Below are 17,933 nucleotides of genomic sequence, written 5' to 3' on the forward strand. Positions count from 1 at the left end.
GTTTCTTTGCGAAACTACTTCTGAGGCCGCATAGCTCGAATTTGCCCGAGGATGTCTTCCGTGGGCCGCACGACGTTGTTTCTGTCGTTGAAATGGGGAATCACGTAGCGCCCGACCATCTCGATCGCTTCCATGATCTTCTCGTGGTTCACCGAATCGAGATGAAGAAGCACCTCATCGATCCCCAGGGCCTGGAACTTTTCGATCTGGCGAATGACGGTGTCGGGGCTTCCGCAGACCGTCGTCGCCGAGTGGTTAAGCAGGTAGTCCCAGTCCTTTGCGGCACGCTCCATCGCTGGAACGCTTTCGCTCATGTACGCATAGTCATCAGCAAGTTTCGCCAGGCGGGGATACGCGTCGGTGGAGATCCTCGCATAGTGCATCAGAGGCTCAGCGTAGTCGTCCTTCGCCTTCTGGTCCGTGGGGCCGATGCCGAAGAAGAGCGGAATGCCGACGCGAGCACGCTCAAGCGGGCCGCGTTCGTCCCGTCTCCAAGCACTGCGGTACGCGTTGATCAGCTTTTCCTGGATTTCCCACCCTTGGTAGATGTTGCTGCTCATCACGGCCAACCCTTCGGAGCCGGCCCAGCTGTGACTGCGTTCGCTGGTCGCGGCAATGCCGATGACCGGATGCGGTTTCTGAACCGGCTTCGGGACAAGCATTCGCGGTGGAATCTGGTAATATTTGCCTTCGAAAGTGAAGATATCCTCGCGCATCGACTTCTTCAGAAGCGCGAGACCTTCCTCCATCTGCGCAAGCGTTTCACTTGGATCAACATTGAACGCGCGCATTGCGATGGTCGTATTGGCACGGCCGCCGTAAAATTCCATGCGGCCATGGGATAGGATATCGGTGACCGCCAATCGCTCTGCCGACCGCAAAGCGTGATTGATCCTGTGCGGCATCAGAGTAACCGCGGACCGCAGCTTCACGCGCGACGTCACGGCGGCGAGGTAGCCATACACGACCTCAGGCGCTGAGCTCGAGATACCGCCGAGCGCGACGTGCTGCTCGGACAGCGCGACGCAGTCGAACCCAACTTTTTCCGCGAGGCGCACCTCGTCCACCAGTTCATGAAGTCGGCGCGCATAGCTCTGGCCGACCTGGGTTTCTTGCTCCGACCAAAACCCGAACGTAAGTGCCATCTTTTAAATCCTCTGAGCATTTCGAGATCGGCACAGCGTTTCATAGGCGGAGCAACATTTTCGTTCGAATGCTGGTCGTCGTTACACAACTTTCCAAATTTTATGCTGTAAGCAGCCGAACCACGCTCCTGTCCCTGACCAACACCTCTTGCGGGCTGCAACGTCGTATTCCTTCGCTGGCAGCTTCCTGTGTTGGCGGCACGCATGAGGTGCAACAGGCGTCGAGTTATTTACCGAACGAGACGACCAGAAGATCCGCTATCGCCTCAAGGCATCGCTCGCCGATTTCGACGGTCGAACCATGCGGATCGCCAATGATCCCGTTCTCCGTGATCGACTTGATCCCATTCTTCCACATGGAGTGAAGCTGCTCTTCAGACAGAGCGCCCAAGTGTCCTACTTCGAACCGATCTAGCCGCACGCTATCGGGGCGGAGACACATCATGAGAGACGTCTCCGCTATATCGGCATGCCCACCAACTGCATTCGGGTCCCCCCCGGCAGCTTTGATGGCGTTTCGCCACCCGTCGATCCAAGCAATAGAGTCGCAGAACGCGTCGATCTCAACGTCTTTCGGAACCGCGCGCCTCAACCGAGGAAGAATGTCGCGCAAGACCGGAAAGTTTCCGATGTGTCCGGAGAATAGCAGAATGCGCTTGAATCCATGGTGTGCGAGACTTGTGCAGTAGTCCAGGCAGATTGCTTCGAACGTTTCCGGTCGAAGGGAGATGGTGCCGGGGAAGACAAGATGGTGAGCTGAACAGCCGACCTTGATCGTAGGGGCTATCAGGGCATTGCCAAGATGCCGTGCCACTCTTGCCGCGAGCGCGTCAGCGTGATCGGCATCCATGCAAAGCGGAAGATGCGGTCCATGCTGCTCGACAGCGCCGCATGGTATCAGGACCGTCGAACCTCCTTGCGCCAGGGCAGCCGATACCTCCTCGAAGCTCATGAGCTCTAGGCGGATTTCATCAGCCAATGCGGTCATTCATTCCTTCTTTGAATTCTTCGATAGAAAGCGGGCACGCGCGTCTGCAGAACTATTATCGGTCAGGTAGGCGCTGAGATCTTCAATCGTCATCGCCTCGAGCGAGGAGTCATCCATTTGTCCCGTCAAGTTCAACGAGCGCTTGATCGCGGCAAATAGCTTTTGTTCCTTTCCACGAAGATGCTTACATACTTCCACGGAACGAATCGTCACTTGCGCGGTGGTTGTGATCTCGTTGACCGCTCCAATTTCGAGGGCTTTCTGCGCATCGACTAACTCGCCCCAATAGAGCAATGCCTGTGCTTCACGAAGTCCCAGTTTCCGGACTGCTTGCCGTATTCCTTTGGCTGCAGGCAAGAGGCCGTGGTTGATTTCCGGAAATCCGATCTTGCACTCGCGATTTGCGACGACGTAGTCGGCATGAAGAAGAAATTCCAGCGCCCCTCCGACTGCATACCCTCGAACGGCACATACGACCGGGCCCGGATATCTCTCTATCTCGCAAAGAAGCGCGTGGAAGACCCTCATGCGAGGTCTAGATATTTCGATGCCGGCCACTTCCTTTATGTCGCCGCCGGCACTGAAGAAGCGATCACCTTGACCCGTCAATACAACACCCGGCGGCGACGATTGGGTAGACAGTGCACGAAAAGTGGCCAGCAAGCGATTGATTAGTCCGTTACTCAAGGCATTTGCTGGCGGCCTATTCATGGTCATCGTGACTATGTCAAGGTCGCGCTCGACTATAAGGGCGTCATTGTTTTCCATAGGGAAAGCTTAAGCAACGCACCTCGGAATTGATTGCTGTACACCGTTTCCGTGTCAGCGCGCATCGACACAAATTGTGGCTAGAGCGCCATCTCGCGGCATTTTCTGCTACGGATTTCCAGCGCTTCCGCGGACCGTAAAGCCGGCTAGCCAGGAGAGATAGAGCCACCCTCGTTGAGCAGCTTGATACATAAGGGCGAAAAGCCCGCTACATTCCGAGATATGCGCGCTGAATCTCGGAGTTGTTCAGCAGTTCGTGGCTCGATCCGTGGAGTACGATCGATCCGTTTTCCAAGACGTAGCCACGATTGCTCAACGCGAGGGATTTCGCGACGTTCTGTTCGACCAAAAGCACCGTTATCCCTTGCTCGTGTAAAGACTTCACCACTCCAAACATCACGTCCGTCAAAGCGGGCGACAGTCCAATAGACGGCTCGTCGAACATGACTACTTCCGGCTTCGACATGATTGCGCGTCCGATAGCCAACATCTGCTGTTCGCCGCCGGATAGCGTCCCGGCAAATTGTCGCCTACGCTCTCGGAGCCTCTCAAACAATTGATAGACGAACTCGAGTGTTTCGATCTGGTTGGCTTTCGCGCGCTTAAGTGATCCGCCCAGGAGCAGATTTTCTTCGACGGAAAGGCTTCCAAAAATCTGCCGCCCTTCGGCGACCTGCGCAATACCGAGTTCGCAGATCTCCCACGGCGGCATCCCGGTAATATCAACGCCGTTCATCCTCACGACGCCGCTCGAAGATGGAACGATGCCTGAGATTGATCTGATCAGGGAAGTCTTTCCCGCACCATTCGCGCCCACGACACAGATCAACTCGCCCTTGTGGATCTGCAAGGAGATGCCGTTCAAGGCGTTCGATCCGTCGTACGCAACACAAAGACCGTCGATCGATAAAAGCGCATAGTCAAGCATGGAAGCCCGTCCCCAGATAGCTTTCAAGGACCCTCGGATCCGCGACCACCTCTTTAGGACTTCCTTCTGCGATTTTAGCTCCATGATGAAGTACTACGACGCTCGACGCGACCTCCATCACGATCCGCATGACGTGCTCGACGAGGAGGATCGTTAGTCCACTTTCGGCCAATTTCTGTAGCACGCGGACAACTCCCGCCGCCTCGGTGGGCCGGAGGCCCGCCATCACCTCGTCAAGCAAGAGCAGCTTCGGTCGCGTGGATAGCGCTTTAGCCGTTTCCAGCATCTTCCGATCCGGCAGCGTCAACTGATCCGTCCTCGCATTCGCCTTGCCGGCGAGCCCGACACTCTCGAGCGACTCGTATGCCGTCGCTCTGGCCTCGTTTACTTTCTTGGTCCAACTGAAGGCTCCGACCATTGCGTTCTCCAGGACCGACATATCGCGCATCGGTCGCACGATCTGGAACGTTCTCGCGATACCCAGCCTGCAGACGTCTTCAGGCGGTGTATTCTTTATCGAACGCCCCTCGAAGAACACCTGCCCACTCGTCGGCTTCAGGGCCCCGGCAACAAGATTGAAACATGTCGTCTTCCCTGCCCCATTCGGCCCGATGAGCGCGGTGATATGACCGGCTGCAAGGGCGAAGCTGACGTCGTTGACTGCGACTAATCCCCCGAATGATCGAGAGAGGTTCTTTACCTCGAGCAGGCTTGTCATCGCTCGGCCTTCCTGGGTTGCGGCAGCCACACGCTGGATGGCAACTGGATTGCCTTATAGAGCCGGACGATCGCCGGCCAAATGCCGTCCGGCAACAACCAGACGACCAAAATCAGAACGATACCGTAGGCGATATTGTTCGGCCCCGGGATCCCAAGACTGTCGCCGAGAGCGCTCATCAAATGGTTCAGAGGAATAGCGGCCAGCGATCCGACCAGCGGGCCGAACGTCGTACCTAGCCCGCCGACCACGGGCCCAATCAGGACGTCAACCGAGATTCCCATGCCCATGATCGAATCTGGAAATATCGATCCTTGCACGAGTGCCAGAATTCCACCGCCGACTGCCGCGGCCGCCGCCGATATCGAGATCACAAGAATTTTGTGTCGGAACGTGCGGACACCGAGAGCGCGGGCCGCCTCGTCATCATCCCTCATCGCCCGCCAGACATATCCAAGGTACGATCGCGAGATGAGTTCAGTTCCGACAATGCCCAATGCTGCCAGAGCGAGCGCGAGAAAGTAATAGAACCGCGCATCTCCTCGGAGCATCGAGATGTCGATCGTGCCGCTTGGCGCTGGAAAGAACAGTCCCTGCATTGCGCCGACAAACTCCCAGCCACTAAACATGATCCTGGCGAACTCCGCGGCAGCGATCGTTAGCAACGCGAAATAGATTCCACGCACTTCGAACCGGAAGCTCAACCACGCCATCACCGCACCGACGGATCCGGCTATGACCATGCCGAGCAGAAGGCCTATCCATGGAGAGAGGCCGTACTTGATGTCGAGCACGGCCACCGAATAAGCTCCCAGGCCAACAAAGAGGGCATGACCTATCGACAGTTGGCCGCCGATCCCGAGCATCAGATTCCACGATTGCCCCATGAAGGTGAACAGCAAGACGATCGTCATCAACGAGAGGACGTACGAGTTCGACACAGCGCCGACCAAAGCAAGGATGACGAAGAGCATTCCTCCAGCGAGCCACCGCTTCATCTCGGTCGCGCCATCAAAACTCTTTTGCACCGAAAAACCCTCTGGGACGGAAGATCAGGATGACGATCAGGAGTGCATAGGGAAGTGCTGTTTTCATCGACGGAGCGAACATCAAGGCCGCGATGGCCTCGGCCACGCCGATAGTCAATCCGCCCAGGAGCGCTCCACTGAAGCTGCCGAGACCGCCGACGATAACCGTCACGAAAGCGAGCAGAGTGAAGTCCACGGCCAGATATGGCTGGGCGTCAAACAAGGGAGATATCAAGGCGCCGGCGACACCTGCGCACGCCGTTCCGATACCAAAGGTCACCGCATATACCCGCGGAATGTTCAGCCCTACGACCAGGCCGCCCAACCGATTGTCTGCGGCCGCTCTCAAGGACCGGCCAAACGACGAAAACTTCAGATACGCTCCCAGCACGACGATGAGCACGCCTGCAGTCGCCGCCGCTTGCAGCCTCGCCAGATCCAGCGTCAAGAAGCCAAGCGATACGGTACGAAACGACAGCTGGGACGCAGTGGGACGGGGATCCGGTCCGAACGTCACCAGCAGGGCGCCGCTGAAAAGCAGCGATAGACCGATAAAGACGATGAATTGATAGTGATGGGGTCGGTTGACGAACCGCTTCACGATCACGGTCTCCAACAGGTATCCGAAGGCGAACATCACGACCGCTGCTATCGCCGCCGCGACAATGATTGGAACGTCCCAAATGCGGACGGCCCAATACCCGATGTAGACGCCGAAGACGACCATCTCACCATGCGCGAAGTTGACGACGCGCATGACGCCGAAAATGATCGTCAGGCCGAGCGCGACGAGCCCGTAGACCAGACCGAGCAGTATTCCGCTCGCGAGAACATTGAGCCAAAGCGACAACATTAGCGGCCACTAAACGGTACGAGTGGACATTGCGGCTTCGACACCGCGACGCTCGATGGCGCGACAACCTGCGGCCGATTACGTTTCGCTTGGATCATGACTACCCCGCCATTGATGCTCTGTCCTGGTTCGTCGAACTTTATTGGCCTCCCGGGGAGGAAATCATCTTCGGATTCCACTGCTGCTTGACGCACTCTCGCGGCATCGTTGTCTCGCACTAAACTAGTGTCGTGGGTCTTGAATTTTGGGCACTGCAAATGCGCCCCTCACATAGACAAGAGGCTCCCGATCGGCGTTTGTCGCCTGCGCCACGACCTCGCCGACAAATATCGTGTGGCTCCCCGCATCGTGCGTCTCGACAACGCAGCAATCAAAACTGCAGATCGCCTCGATCAGGCTTGGCGCTCCCGTGACAAGCTCTCGCCACGAGCCTTCAGCAAATCGTATGTCGCCCTTGCTCCCGTCCTGCCCAGCAAATTTCTGGGCTAGCGCGGAATGATCCGCCGCCAGAATATTCCAGCAGAACAATCGGCTATTCATGATAGTATCGTGCGCGCCAGCGGACTTATTGACGCAGACGAGCACGCTTGACGGCTCAGTCGACAATGAACAGCCTGCGGTCAACGTCAGACCGTGCCTGCTCGGCCGCCTACCGGTGGTGACGATCGAAACGGCGCCAGGCACGTTTCGCATTGCGCAGAGAAATTCCGCCGCGCTGAGCAATGGAGCTTCTTGAATAGGCATTAGCGACACTCGAGAGGTTATGGTGGTCAATTGCCTCGATTTGGCAGGTCAAGTTCAATCAGCAGGGTCCGCCCCTGCTGTATCTATTTGTGGCCTGATAGAGCTGAATCGTGTTGCCTTGCGGATCTCTTACCTGCACCACTCTGCCGTGCGCGCCCATGTCGCAAATTTCACCGAACACCTCAGCGCCCGCAGCCCGTGCGCGTTCGATTGTCGCTTCCAGATCTTCGACCTCGAAGACGGCAACGACATTCCGTGACTGACCAGACACGGACTCGGTCGGACCTGCGATGCAGAAAGCGGTCTTATCGTCTGCGAACTGAATCCACTTTCCGGTGTCCGCGAAGCGGATCGTCAATCCCAGAGCTTCGTAGAACCTGGCAAGACCTTCAGGTTCGATGGCAGTGAGATAGACTTGCTTGAGTTTCACTTTCCTGGCTCCGATTCATCGCAGGTCCGCCGATCGAAGATTTCCCGCGATTATCCAATAATAATCGCGCTGCCTTCCCAGCATTAATGTTCAAACACCCCGTCGCTCACATTGTTGATCAGCATTTTATGCTGCACCCGCGCGACCTGATGGCGCTTCTGTCCTACATGCTCGTCGTGATGAGATCGCATGACTTATTCGAGCGTGATCGTCCGTCATTCCAAACGTGCGCCGGATTTCAAGGTGTCGCGCAACAGATCATGTCGAGGAACCATCGCCGAGATCCCTCGATGCGTCTTATGCTCATTATCGGAGCCACTTGACGTATTTTCAGACGCATCCGCGCTTATTTTTAGGACAGTCGCACTGTGCTCCCGCGAGACGCATATCGCGATTGACTGTTTTGCGATACAAGTCGTCATTTTATCGAAATTCCGCAACCCAGCCGGCGGTTAGCATCCGTGTCATCGAGATGTCACCGCGCGACATAAGGCGCGGGACCGGGCCTCGATAAAGCGACCGTTTGCCTTGGAGGAGACAACGACATGACAACGACGGCTCTCGACAGGATCGACATAAAGATCCTGAATGAACTGCAGCAGAACGCGAGCTTGACTAATGTCGAGCTTGCCTCCCGCGTCAATCTTTCACCATCGCCCTGCCTTGCTCGAGTTAAGACACTTGAAAAACTCGGCGTGATCGATCGGCGAATTGCGGTACTGGATCCGGCCGTACTCGGCATCGGCGTAACCGCGTTCATCCAGGTCAAGCTTGAGAAGCAAGTCCAGCTATCTCTAGATAGTTTCACGCGCGCGATTGATCGCCTGAGCCAAGTCATGGAGTGTTACCTAATGACGGGAGACAGCGACTATCTGCTCCGTGTCATGGTTTCCGACATAGAGGACCTCGAAGACCTCATCGTCAACAAGATCTCGCGTATACCCGGCGTCTCGAGCATTCGTTCAAATCTGGCGCTGAAGCGGATCTCCCACAAGACGGTGCTCCCGATTGACACCAGCCGTCCGGTCACGATCAAGGCGTGCAATAGTACTTCGAAGTATATGGAGAGGCCCGCGAAGCCTCGGTACGACTCGGCCGCCCAAGCAAGGGGTGATAGCGCGATGGGCGGTGAGGCCTTCCGCACCCTCAGCCATAGCGTGACCGGTCTCTGACGACCGAGCTGGTTCGAGCGGCACATGACGGCTTCGATTTCCGACGTTTTGAAAGCCCTCTCCGATGGGGAGATAGTCGTCGTTACTGACGATGACGATCGCGAAGGCGAGGGCGACCTCGTCGTGGCGGCATCGCTATGCACCGCCGAAAAGATGGCGTTCATCATCCGCCACACGTCCGGCATCGTCTGCGCGCCCATCACCTCCGAACACGCGCGTCGTCTGAGACTTGATCCAATGGTCAACAACAACGACGCCAACCATGCCACCGCCTTTACCGTTTCAATCGACTATAAACCTGATGGCGGCACTGGAATTTCTGCTGAAGAACGCGCTTCGTGTTGCCGCGCTCTGACCAACCCTAACGTCGGCGCAAGTGACTTCGCGCGTCCCGGCCATATCTTTCCGCTCATCTCGAAGGAAGGCGGCGTTCTGATGCGATCCGGCCACACTGAAGCCGCGGTCGACCTATGCAAGATGGCCAACTTGTCCCCGGTTGGCGTCATCAGCGAATTGATGAACGACGACGGCTCGGTGATGAAGGGTTCGCAAGTTCTTGAGTTTGCGGACAGGCACAATCTCAAGCACCTGACGATCGCCGACATCATCCGTTTCCGGCAAGCGCGTGAGAAATTAATTGAGCGGGTCTCAAGCGTCACTGCCGATAGTCCAATCGGTCCGCTACAAGGATACTCCTATCGATCGCCGTTTGATCCAATTCACCATGTTGCGTACGTGTATGGCGACATAGGAGATGGCAGGAACGTGCTGACCCGCTTCTACAAGCCGAACATCATACGCGACATGTTTTCAGGTCAGGCTCAAGCGAAGATGAACGCTGTGTTGCAGCGCTTCAAGGAGAACGGAAGCGGCGTGCTCATCTACCTGCGAGACGGTGCCGCTGGCGTTCCACCGGTACCGCTGGCCCCGTCAAGCTCCTCGGAGGGCGATCGCAATCGGCAATGGCGCGAGATCGGGGTCGGCGCCCAGATTCTGCGAGATCTGGGTATAACCTCCATCCGCCATCTGACATCATCAGTTCATCACTTCAAAGGGCTGTCCGGATTCGGAATCGAAATCGTTCGAAACGAACGACTTTGATTTCGATCCTCACGGTGACCGCTCGCGGCTTAAGTGCGCCGCACTTTCAACACTCTCGCCCTGTCTGTTGACGCGATCGGAGAAATATCGTGCCGGCGATTTGCCGAGCGCCTTCTTGAACATTGTGATGAACGCGCTGACAGACTCGTAGCCGAGCGATTCAGACACCGACTGCACGGAATCTCCCGCGGATAAGCGCTGAAGAGCGACGATGATATGGAGTTGTTGACGCCAACGACTGAACGTCATGCCGGTCTCGGCGACGACAAGGCGCATCAGGGTCCGCTCGCCGAGAGCAATGGTTTCGCCCCATTCCGCCACGGTACGGCGATCGCCGGGATTTTCCATCAAGGTATCGGCGATCGCGCGTAGTTTCGAGTGACGCGTGACCGGAAGATGCAGCTGCTCGGTCGGCATCTCGATGAGCTCGTTCAGCAGGACGGCGACGATCTGAGCCGTTGGTCCTTCCGGATCGTAGAGCGGCGGCAGCGTCGCCAGGCGATGAATCACTTCGTGCAGCAGAGGCGTGATCGACAGCGTGCAGCACTCCGTCGGAACGGGCGCCGCGTCCATGTCTACGTACAGAAAGTGAATGCTGGCATTGGCAGTCACGCGATTGCTGTGCGGCATGCCACCGGGAATCCAGACGCCGCATCGCGGAGGCACCATCCAAAGCCCGCTGGGGACCTCGCAAGTTACACCGCCGCGCTGTGTCAGGACCAACTGCCCTTTCCGATGTGTATGGATCGGAAGCTCGTCCTCCTTCTCTTGAGTATCGACCATCAGTGCGACGACCGGACGATTCAGCGCGTCCGGATCGAATTCACGGTAATATTGGAGGAGAGAGCCGCGCATTGTCATGATTTAGCAATTATTTGGTAAAGTAGCGAAATTCTCGTTGCGCGACAAGTTCTATCGTCCAGGTGCTTCACAGACCCGACCTGGAACATGACCCGAACCCTTCTGTCTCGCGTTTTCGGAGACGCCGCACTCACTTTCGACCCCAAATGGGCGCTGTTTTCGGCCAATTCGTTCATCGCGGCGATGCTCGCGATCTATCTGGCGTTTCGTCTCGGGCTACAGCGGCCATCTTGGGCGATGCTCACTGTCTATCTTACCGCCCAACCGCTTGCTGGCGCCGTCCGTTCGCGTGCCGTTTACCGCATGCTCGGCACGCTGCTCGGGGCCTGCGCAGCCCTGACGTTGGTTCCAATCCTGGTCGATCAGCCGACCTTGATGTCCGTCGCCATCACCGGCTGGGCGACGTTCTGTCTGTACGTCTCCCTGCAGGACCGGACGCCCCGCAGTTACGCCTTCATGCTGGCGGGATACACCGCGACGACCGTCGCGTTCTCAAGCGTAACTGCTCCGGAATTGGTTTTCGACACCGCCCTGGCACGCGTCGAGGAAATCGTCCTCGGCATCTGCTGTGCAACGATCGTCCACACCCTGCTGTTTCCGCGCGACGTCACGGGCGCGCTGATGAAGTCAATCGACGCCGCTGTTCGCGATGCTTCCGCTTGGACGGCGGATGCCTTGCTAAATCACGCACCGACGAAAGCAGACTCCGCACGCTGGCGGTTGGCGGCAGACGTCACCCACTTCGAAATGCTATCGACTCATCTCCGCTACGACACGGCTGCGACAAAGCCGGAGATATCGGCGATCCGTGCCTTGCAGGACAAACTCGCGCTCGTGCTGCCCATGCTGACGGCGGTCGAAGACCGGCTCGCCGCACTCGGCAACCGGTGCACGCCGGAGCTGAATCAACTTCTCTCGCAACTCGGCGAATGGGCGCGCGATCCAGTTGAATCGCGGCTGAGCCCGGACGAGTTGCTGCGCCGCTGCGCGGAATTCGAAGCCGCACTGCCCGCTGCGCAGGACGAATGGGATAGGCTTCTCGCATCCAGCACGATCGCCAAATCGGCGGCGTTGATTGAAGCATTGGCTGCGGCCCACGAATTGTCCGCGATCATCCATGGATCCAAGGCGACTTCCGAGCTGACTGCGGCACCTCGCCCCAAGATCCGCCGCGCCAGGAGAAATCTCCATCGTGATCAGGGTCTCGCTGCCTTGTCCGTCGTCGCTCTCTTCGCGGCCGTGCTTGGCTGCTGCACCGTCTGGATCGCAACCTCCTGGCCGGAAGGCGCCACCGCCGCACAGATCGCAGCGATCGCTGCAGCGCTCTTCAGCAGCCTCGACGATCCAGCACCGACCCTGGTGTCCTATACGATCTGGACAGTGGCGTCGCTGCCGATCGCGGCCATCTACCTGTTTCTGATCTTCCCGGCGATCGACGGATTTCCAATGTTGGCAGCCTCGCTGGCTCCGTCGTTCCTCGTCCTCGGTTATCAGCAGGCCAATCCGCGTCACGCTCTCAAAGCGTTGGCCCTCGTCCTCGGCCTGATCGGGGCGCTTGATCTTCAAAACAGGTTCTCGGCCGACTTCGCTTCGTTCATCAATGCCAACGCTGCCGCGGTCGTCGGCCTCGCTGCCGCGTTCCTGGCCGTGCGTACATTCCGCTCGGTGACGGCAAAGCGCGCGGCCCGGCGCCTGCTCCGGCACGGATGGGTCGACCTGGCGATCCTCGCCGGCGCCCGCCGACCAATGAACCGCGAGCGGTGGCTGGGCGTGATGCTCGACCGCCTCGGCCTGGTCGTTCCCAGATTGGCGCTGTCCGGCACGGACGTGGAGGCGGAAGCCGGCCGCTCGCTGGCCGCGCTGCAGATGGGCCTGGACTTGCTCGACCTGAAATCGAGCGTGGTGGGTTTCGACGACCAGCTCAGCAAGAACCTCGAGAGTCTGACCCCCAAGCTGTCGCACGCCTTTCGATGGTTCGCGACAGGGAACAGCGAGCTTCATCCGACCGAGGCGCGGGCCCTGCTCGCGGCAATCGATGTGGCACTGCGCGAGCACGGCGCATGGGAGCCCGCAATTCGACGAACGCGGCTGACTGCATTGGTCGGCCTCCGCCGCGCGCTCTTTCCGAATGCGCAAGCTCCGTCTTTCGACCGAGTTACGCAATGAACGAAGAGATCAACATCGCTGGTGTGTTCGTGCCGACCTTTGTCTTCGCCTGCGTCTGCGCCCTCGGGCTTGGAGTCGCTTTGTCTGCAGCGCTCAAGCGATTCGTGTCGCCGGATATCAAGAGTTTCGCGTGGCACCCGGCGCTGTTCGACTTCGCCATCTTCGTGATCCTCGTCGATATCTCCTACGCTATATTGGGAACGTTACTACCATGACCGCGAGAAGCTCGATCCTGCCGCGCATCGTCATCACCGCGTTGGCTCTCACCATCGCGGCACCGGTCGGCATCGACATGTGGGACCACTACGCAAATGCGCCCTGGACGCGGGACGGTCACGTCCGGGCCGACGTTGTCGCCGTTGCGCCGGACGTCTCCGGTCTCGTCGAAGAGGTCCTGATCAAGGATAATCAGGCGGTTCGCAAGGGGGACGTCATGCTCCGGCTGGATCCGGAGCGTTTCCGCCTGGCCGTCCGACAGGCGGAGGCCGTAGTGGCAAGCCGGGAAGCCGCCGCCGAGAGAGCCGCGAGCGACCGCGCCCGCTATGACAAACTGAGCGACGGGGTCGTTTCTCAACAGCAGCACGAGACCGTCCGCGCTGCTGACCTTCAGGCCAGGGCTGCCTACAATCAGGCCCTAGCGGATTTGGACGTCGCGCGTCTCAATCTGGCCCGATCCGAGATCCGCGCGCCGGTGAACGGTCGCGTGACGAACTTCGATCTGCGTCCGGGCTCCTATCTTCCAGCGGGCCGAGGCATCATGGCCTTGATCGACACCGATACCGTGCGCGTCGAAGGCTATTTCGAGGAGACCAAGCTCGCACGCATCCATGTAGGCGATGCTGCCGATGTCAGGTTGATGGGCGGCTCGACCCTGAGAGGAAAAGTTGATAGCATCGCCCGAGGAATCGAAGATCGTGAACGAAGTTCGGGTGCGAGCATGCTTGCCAATATCAATCCGACGTTCTCATGGGTCAGGCTTGCGCAGCGCATTCCCGTCCGGATCAGGCTCGATCTGAAAGACAATGCGGACGAATTGATCGTCGGCCGGACCGTCACAGTTCAGATCGACGGCGACACCGGTCGCACTCCTGTGGTCACGTCGATGCTCGGGTCTGGTCTCTGGCGCCTCCTACGGGTGTTCGATCTGGAGGACGGTCGCGGGCGATCAGCAATGCGTAAGCTTTGAACCAGCTCAAGTTGGCAAACCTGCGCTCTGTGCCAAAAACAGTGTCCGGCCTGACCGGAAGTCGTCGATCTCGGATCAAACCGGCGCTGTTCATCCCAAAGCGCCTAGGGCTCTGCAGTGGTAGACTGCCGATTCAGCCCGAGATGCCGCTACATCGAACTCATCGACACGATTGCCACTGCGTGAGACCCGCGCCGAGTGCGGCCATCGTGGGTACAAAATCGCAGAAAATCGTAGTTTGGCGTGCAAAATCGTGGCCCGTGGTAGCGGGGGAGGGACTCAAACCCCCGTCATTCGGATTCTTCGTTCTCGAACTGAAATAGGAGTGCGCTTCCCGATCCAAAACGAGGGGCCCGTCCATCTTTAGCGAGCGAGTCCAGCTTTGGATCGCGACACTCTGCTTATTTCGAACCAAGCCACCGCATACGGGGGCTGCGTCGTACAATGTCGTAGAACATCGCAGAATATCGTGGCCTGGCGCGCCACTCAGAACAAAACTGCGAAGCTCGGCCATGCAACTCGATACCCGCGACCATGCGTATCGCACCGTGCTTTGCCTGCGGATGACGTTGGAGAACTCCCCTTCAAAGGTGCGCGCTCCCAAAATATCGAAAACAACCCCATGCAAGGTAGCAGGCGGCCGCGGGCGCTCGAACAGCAACTTGACACGTCGGGCAAATCAGGGGCATTCCTTCATCTTCCCCGCAATCCTGTAACGCCCGTCGGTCCGCAATAGCGGGCGGGTCGGTTGCGATTGCGGTCCAAGAATCCTCACCCGAATCCTCACCCACAATTGAAATTGCACCGGCTCCGCGCGGCGAACGATGGCCTGCGCGTGGCCGAACCGCGCGCGCTTGCCGCGCGGGTGCCAGGGAGTCGCGACATGAACACCGCCCCAAGCCTCGCCATGCCAAAGACGATCGCCGCAACCGACCCCGCCAAAGCTGCCGCAGCCCCGCGGATAAGGCTCTCATCACACGGATTCTCCATCGAGCATCCCGATCCGGAGCTCGGCGAACAGCTCATGGCGAACGCGCTGGGAGCAACCGATCGCGAAGCGATGGATGGCATCCTCCGGCAATTGGTCAGGGCCAGCGTGAGCGGCGGGAGCCCCGACGAGGTCAACCTGTCCTTCATGATTTCAATGGTGAAGAGCATTCGCCCAAGGGATTCCGTCGAGGCCATGCTGGTGGCGCAGATGGTTTCGGTTCATGTGATGGCGATGCGATGTGCCCATCACCTCGCCAGTGCCGACGACCTCGCCCAGCACGACAGCGCCGCGCGCGCATTGGGCAGGCTCGCCCGCACCTTTCCCGCCCAGATCGAGGCACTCAACCGCTACCGGAGCCATGGCGAGCCCGCCATCACCGTGCAGAACGTGAAGGTGGAGGACGGCGGCAAGGCCATTGTCGGCAACGTCACGCAGCATGCGAACGTGATCGTTGCAGACAAGAACCAAGCATCCGCTGCGCGGAATGCGCCGAAGGCCTCGGGCTCCAAGCGAGGGCAAGCTTCCGCTGCTTCCAAGCGGGAAGCACAGGCATGAGCGATCACATCAGAAATACCGGCCCGATGCTGGCGAGCCCACGTTGTGGCGCCAAAACCCGTTCCGCCGGCGCGTGCCGCTCGCCGGCGGTGCACGGCAAAAAGCGCTGCCGCATGCACGGCGGCGCACAGGGATCCGGCGCGCCAAAGGCAAACCAGAACGCGCGCAAGCACGGCCTGTTCACCAGGAATGCGATCGCCGAGCGAAGGCAGATTCAGGCGTTGTTGGGTGAGGCGCGGAAGCTGCTGGGGGAGATGAAGTGAGTGGCCTTCGCGAAAACGCACTCTAACCACAAAAAAATCAGCGACCGATCGATCGCCTCGACAGGGGAGTTATTACTTTGACTGAACGCGCCGAAGAGGGGCATAATTGTCAAGCTGCACGCTTAGATCGCTATTGGAGCGACTGGCAATCAGCTGCAGAACCGCGTATGGACTCATTGATGATGAACACTCAGACCCTCCGCACGCAGTACAGAATTGGGGATTTTGTCACCTGGCAGCGCGACGGCACTCTCAAGCTGAACCCCAATTTTCAACGGCGTCCCGTTTGGTCAAAAAAGGCAAAGTCCTTTCTTATTGATACGATTGTTCGAGGTTTACCTGTACCGATCATATTCTTGCGCGACTTGCGCGCTGACCTGAAGACCTTTCAGCCTCATCGCGATGTAGTAGACGGCCAACAACGCATTCGCACTATTCTTGCGTTCATCAATCACGAGTTGCTGCCCGACTACAATCCGGAACACGATGATTTCGAGATTGATCGGACGCACAACAAGGAATTGGGGGGGAAGAGATTTCATCAACTGTCTTCAGACACGCAACAGCGCATCCTCGACTATCAATTCAGCGTGCATTCGTTTTCTGCCGATACCGACGACCGCCAGATTCTGCAAATCTTTGCGCGGATGAACGCCACTGGGGTCAAGCTTAATGCGCAGGAGCTGCGAAACGCTGAATTCTTTGGTGAATTCAAAACCAGCGCATACGAGTTGGCAACAGAGCAGCTTTACAGATGGCGTGATGATTGGAAAGTTTTTGCGCCTTCTCAGATCGCTCGGATGAGTGAAGTTGAAACAGCTAGTGAGTTCATGATTCTCATCATGAGCGGAATACTGGAGAAAGACAGCAAAACAATTGATCGCTTTTACGAGGACTTTGACTCGGAATTTCGCGACCGCAGCGAAGTGGAGCGACGGTTCAGGTTGGTGTTCGACACAATTGACGATCTTCTGGTTAATGATAGGCACGAGTTATTCAATACACGGACCATGTTCTTCGCGTTGTTTGCAGCCGTTTACAGCGTCCAGTTTGAGACCAGAACTCCCTATGTCCTGAAGCACAAAGTCAAGTTAGAGCTAGCTAGCCTTTCGAAAGACAAGGCTGCGCCGCTAGCCCCAGAGACGAGGGGCCGCTTACTGCGGAGTGCGGAAGCAATCAGGAAGCGGCAAGCCCCTGACTATGTTCTTAACTCGTTGCAGCGAGCGACAACGGACGCAATCAATCGGCGTACAGTGATTAACTTCTTGGTGGGTAAGAGCGATGCCCCACCCTCAGGATGAGCTAGGAAAATTTCAGCGCAGCCTTCAAAGGCTCAACTTTACACGCCATAGAATGGAGAAGTTATTCGCCGCAAAACGCATCAGCAAGACCGATCTTGATTCAGTTTATGAAGCTCTTTTCCTTCGCGCGGTTACCAGCTTTGAAGCTTTTTTAGAAGATTTGTTCATCGCGATTTTGTTGGGGCGCGCCCAGTATAATAGGCAGCGAGTCAAAGTTCTGATGTCTACCACCTCTAATGAGGCGTTGATGCAAATCCTGTTGCAAGGCAACGCTTTTATGAACTGGCTGCCATTCGCCAACACCGAGAAGCGGGCCAAGCTTTACTTGAGGGATGGCCGCCCGTTCACCGAATTGAGCGATGGAGACAAATCGCAGCTGAAGACCATCACGGTGATTAGGAACGCTATCGCTCATAGAAGCGACCATGCTATTTCGGAGTTCCAGCGAACAGTAACGGCATCGATGCCGTTACTTCAGAACGAGCGAAGCCCCGCCGGATTCTTGCGATCTCGTATTGGCCCGGCGGAAAGCCGCTTCGAAGTATATATGGCGCAGCTTGGAGGGGATGTCCCGATCGCTGTTGAACTACGTCGGGCCGACGTTGCCGGAATGAATGTTACGCGGCCCTTGTGACATGGGCAACGGGCTTGATCGTCATGGGATTGTGGTGAGCTTGAAGGGCCGCACGCAGAATCGCCAATTGCTGATGTGCCTTCAATCGTCGGAAGCCCTTG

Annotated in this window: 19 protein-coding genes; 9 read left to right on the forward strand and 10 right to left on the reverse strand. The window is 57.8% G+C overall.

Translation table 11 applies throughout. The features are described 5' to 3' along the window. Positions 1-14: 14 nt before the first annotated feature. From ACZYOF_RS02110 to ACZYOF_RS02150, 9 genes are all read right to left on the reverse strand, one after another. On the reverse strand, positions 15-1,145 hold the full coding sequence (locus ACZYOF_RS02110) for an LLM class flavin-dependent oxidoreductase (RefSeq protein ID WP_463714640.1): 1,131 nt from the start codon (positions 1,143-1,145) through the stop codon (positions 15-17). Positions 1,146-1,371: 226 nt separating this feature from the next. Further along, positions 1,372-2,133 carry a creatininase family protein gene (locus ACZYOF_RS02115; RefSeq protein WP_463714641.1) on the reverse strand — a complete coding sequence of 254 codons (762 nt, stop codon included), beginning with the start codon at positions 2,131-2,133 and terminating at the stop codon, positions 1,372-1,374. Further along, positions 2,134-2,901, reverse strand: coding sequence for an enoyl-CoA hydratase/isomerase family protein (locus ACZYOF_RS02120; protein WP_463714642.1), 768 nt, complete (start codon positions 2,899-2,901; stop codon positions 2,134-2,136). A 208-nt stretch (positions 2,902-3,109) separates the two neighbouring features. Continuing rightward, complete coding sequence (locus tag ACZYOF_RS02125) at positions 3,110-3,829, reverse strand: ABC transporter ATP-binding protein (protein WP_463714643.1); 720 nt, start codon at positions 3,827-3,829, stop codon at positions 3,110-3,112. Next, positions 3,822-4,547 (reverse strand): ABC transporter ATP-binding protein, encoded by a 726-nt coding sequence (locus ACZYOF_RS02130; RefSeq protein ID WP_282531710.1) that lies wholly within the window; start codon positions 4,545-4,547, stop codon positions 3,822-3,824. The genes ACZYOF_RS02125 and ACZYOF_RS02130 overlap by 8 nt, the downstream gene beginning before the upstream one ends. After that, positions 4,544-5,575 (reverse strand): branched-chain amino acid ABC transporter permease, encoded by a 1,032-nt coding sequence (locus ACZYOF_RS02135; RefSeq protein ID WP_463714644.1) that lies wholly within the window; start codon positions 5,573-5,575, stop codon positions 4,544-4,546. Before ACZYOF_RS02135 ends, ACZYOF_RS02130 begins: the two co-directional genes overlap by 4 nt. Further along, positions 5,559-6,428, reverse strand: coding sequence for a branched-chain amino acid ABC transporter permease (locus ACZYOF_RS02140; protein WP_394566934.1), 870 nt, complete (start codon positions 6,426-6,428; stop codon positions 5,559-5,561). Before ACZYOF_RS02140 ends, ACZYOF_RS02135 begins: the two co-directional genes overlap by 17 nt. Before the next feature lie 222 nt (positions 6,429-6,650). Beyond that, on the reverse strand, positions 6,651-7,172 hold the full coding sequence (locus ACZYOF_RS02145; protein WP_463714645.1) for a flavin reductase family protein: 522 nt from the start codon (positions 7,170-7,172) through the stop codon (positions 6,651-6,653). Positions 7,173-7,230: 58 nt separating this feature from the next. Then, complete coding sequence (locus tag ACZYOF_RS02150; protein ID WP_463714646.1) at positions 7,231-7,602, reverse strand: VOC family protein; 372 nt, start codon at positions 7,600-7,602, stop codon at positions 7,231-7,233. 545 nt (positions 7,603-8,147) lie between these two features. Here ACZYOF_RS02150 and ACZYOF_RS02155 point away from each other — a divergent pair. Together ACZYOF_RS02155 and ribB are read left to right on the forward strand one after the other, a co-directional pair. Continuing rightward, positions 8,148-8,774 (forward strand): Lrp/AsnC family transcriptional regulator, encoded by a 627-nt coding sequence (locus tag ACZYOF_RS02155; protein ID WP_282531715.1) that lies wholly within the window; start codon positions 8,148-8,150, stop codon positions 8,772-8,774. Between the two features lie 24 nt (positions 8,775-8,798). Further along, a complete protein-coding gene (ribB, locus tag ACZYOF_RS02160) occupies positions 8,799-9,875 on the forward strand; it encodes a 3,4-dihydroxy-2-butanone-4-phosphate synthase (RefSeq protein WP_282531716.1) in 1,077 nt (358 codons plus the stop codon). A 9-nt stretch (positions 9,876-9,884) separates the two neighbouring features. Here the strand turns inward: ribB and ACZYOF_RS02165 are convergent, their stop codons facing one another. Continuing rightward, entirely contained in the window at positions 9,885-10,730 is an 846-nt protein-coding gene (locus ACZYOF_RS02165; protein WP_463714654.1) for an AraC family transcriptional regulator, read from the reverse strand. A gap of 93 nt (positions 10,731-10,823) precedes the next feature. Between ACZYOF_RS02165 and ACZYOF_RS02170 the strand changes: the two genes are divergently transcribed. From ACZYOF_RS02170 to ACZYOF_RS02200, 7 genes are all read left to right on the forward strand, one after another. Then, on the forward strand, positions 10,824-12,902 hold the full coding sequence (locus tag ACZYOF_RS02170) for an FUSC family protein (RefSeq protein ID WP_463714647.1): 2,079 nt from the start codon (positions 10,824-10,826) through the stop codon (positions 12,900-12,902). Further along, positions 12,899-13,117 (forward strand): DUF1656 domain-containing protein, encoded by a 219-nt coding sequence (locus ACZYOF_RS02175; RefSeq protein ID WP_282531718.1) that lies wholly within the window; start codon positions 12,899-12,901, stop codon positions 13,115-13,117. The genes ACZYOF_RS02170 and ACZYOF_RS02175 overlap by 4 nt, the downstream gene beginning before the upstream one ends. Then, complete coding sequence (locus tag ACZYOF_RS02180; RefSeq protein ID WP_463714655.1) at positions 13,114-14,088, forward strand: efflux RND transporter periplasmic adaptor subunit; 975 nt, start codon at positions 13,114-13,116, stop codon at positions 14,086-14,088. Before ACZYOF_RS02175 ends, ACZYOF_RS02180 begins: the two co-directional genes overlap by 4 nt. A gap of 1,024 nt (positions 14,089-15,112) precedes the next feature. Next, positions 15,113-15,634, forward strand: coding sequence for a hypothetical protein (locus tag ACZYOF_RS02185; protein ID WP_463714648.1), 522 nt, complete (start codon positions 15,113-15,115; stop codon positions 15,632-15,634). After that, positions 15,631-15,897: an HGGxSTG domain-containing protein gene (locus ACZYOF_RS02190; RefSeq protein WP_463714649.1), complete on the forward strand. Its 267-nt coding sequence runs from the start codon at positions 15,631-15,633 to the stop codon at positions 15,895-15,897. Before ACZYOF_RS02185 ends, ACZYOF_RS02190 begins: the two co-directional genes overlap by 4 nt. A 77-nt stretch (positions 15,898-15,974) precedes the next feature. Continuing rightward, positions 15,975-17,198: a GmrSD restriction endonuclease domain-containing protein gene (locus tag ACZYOF_RS02195; protein WP_463714650.1), complete on the forward strand. Its 1,224-nt coding sequence runs from the start codon at positions 15,975-15,977 to the stop codon at positions 17,196-17,198. Between the two features lie 52 nt (positions 17,199-17,250). Further along, positions 17,251-17,832 (forward strand): hypothetical protein, encoded by a 582-nt coding sequence (locus tag ACZYOF_RS02200; RefSeq protein WP_463714651.1) that lies wholly within the window; start codon positions 17,251-17,253, stop codon positions 17,830-17,832. Positions 17,833-17,933 lie beyond the last annotated feature (101 nt).

This window comes from Bradyrhizobium sp. LeoA1Lang, assembly GCF_055413685.1.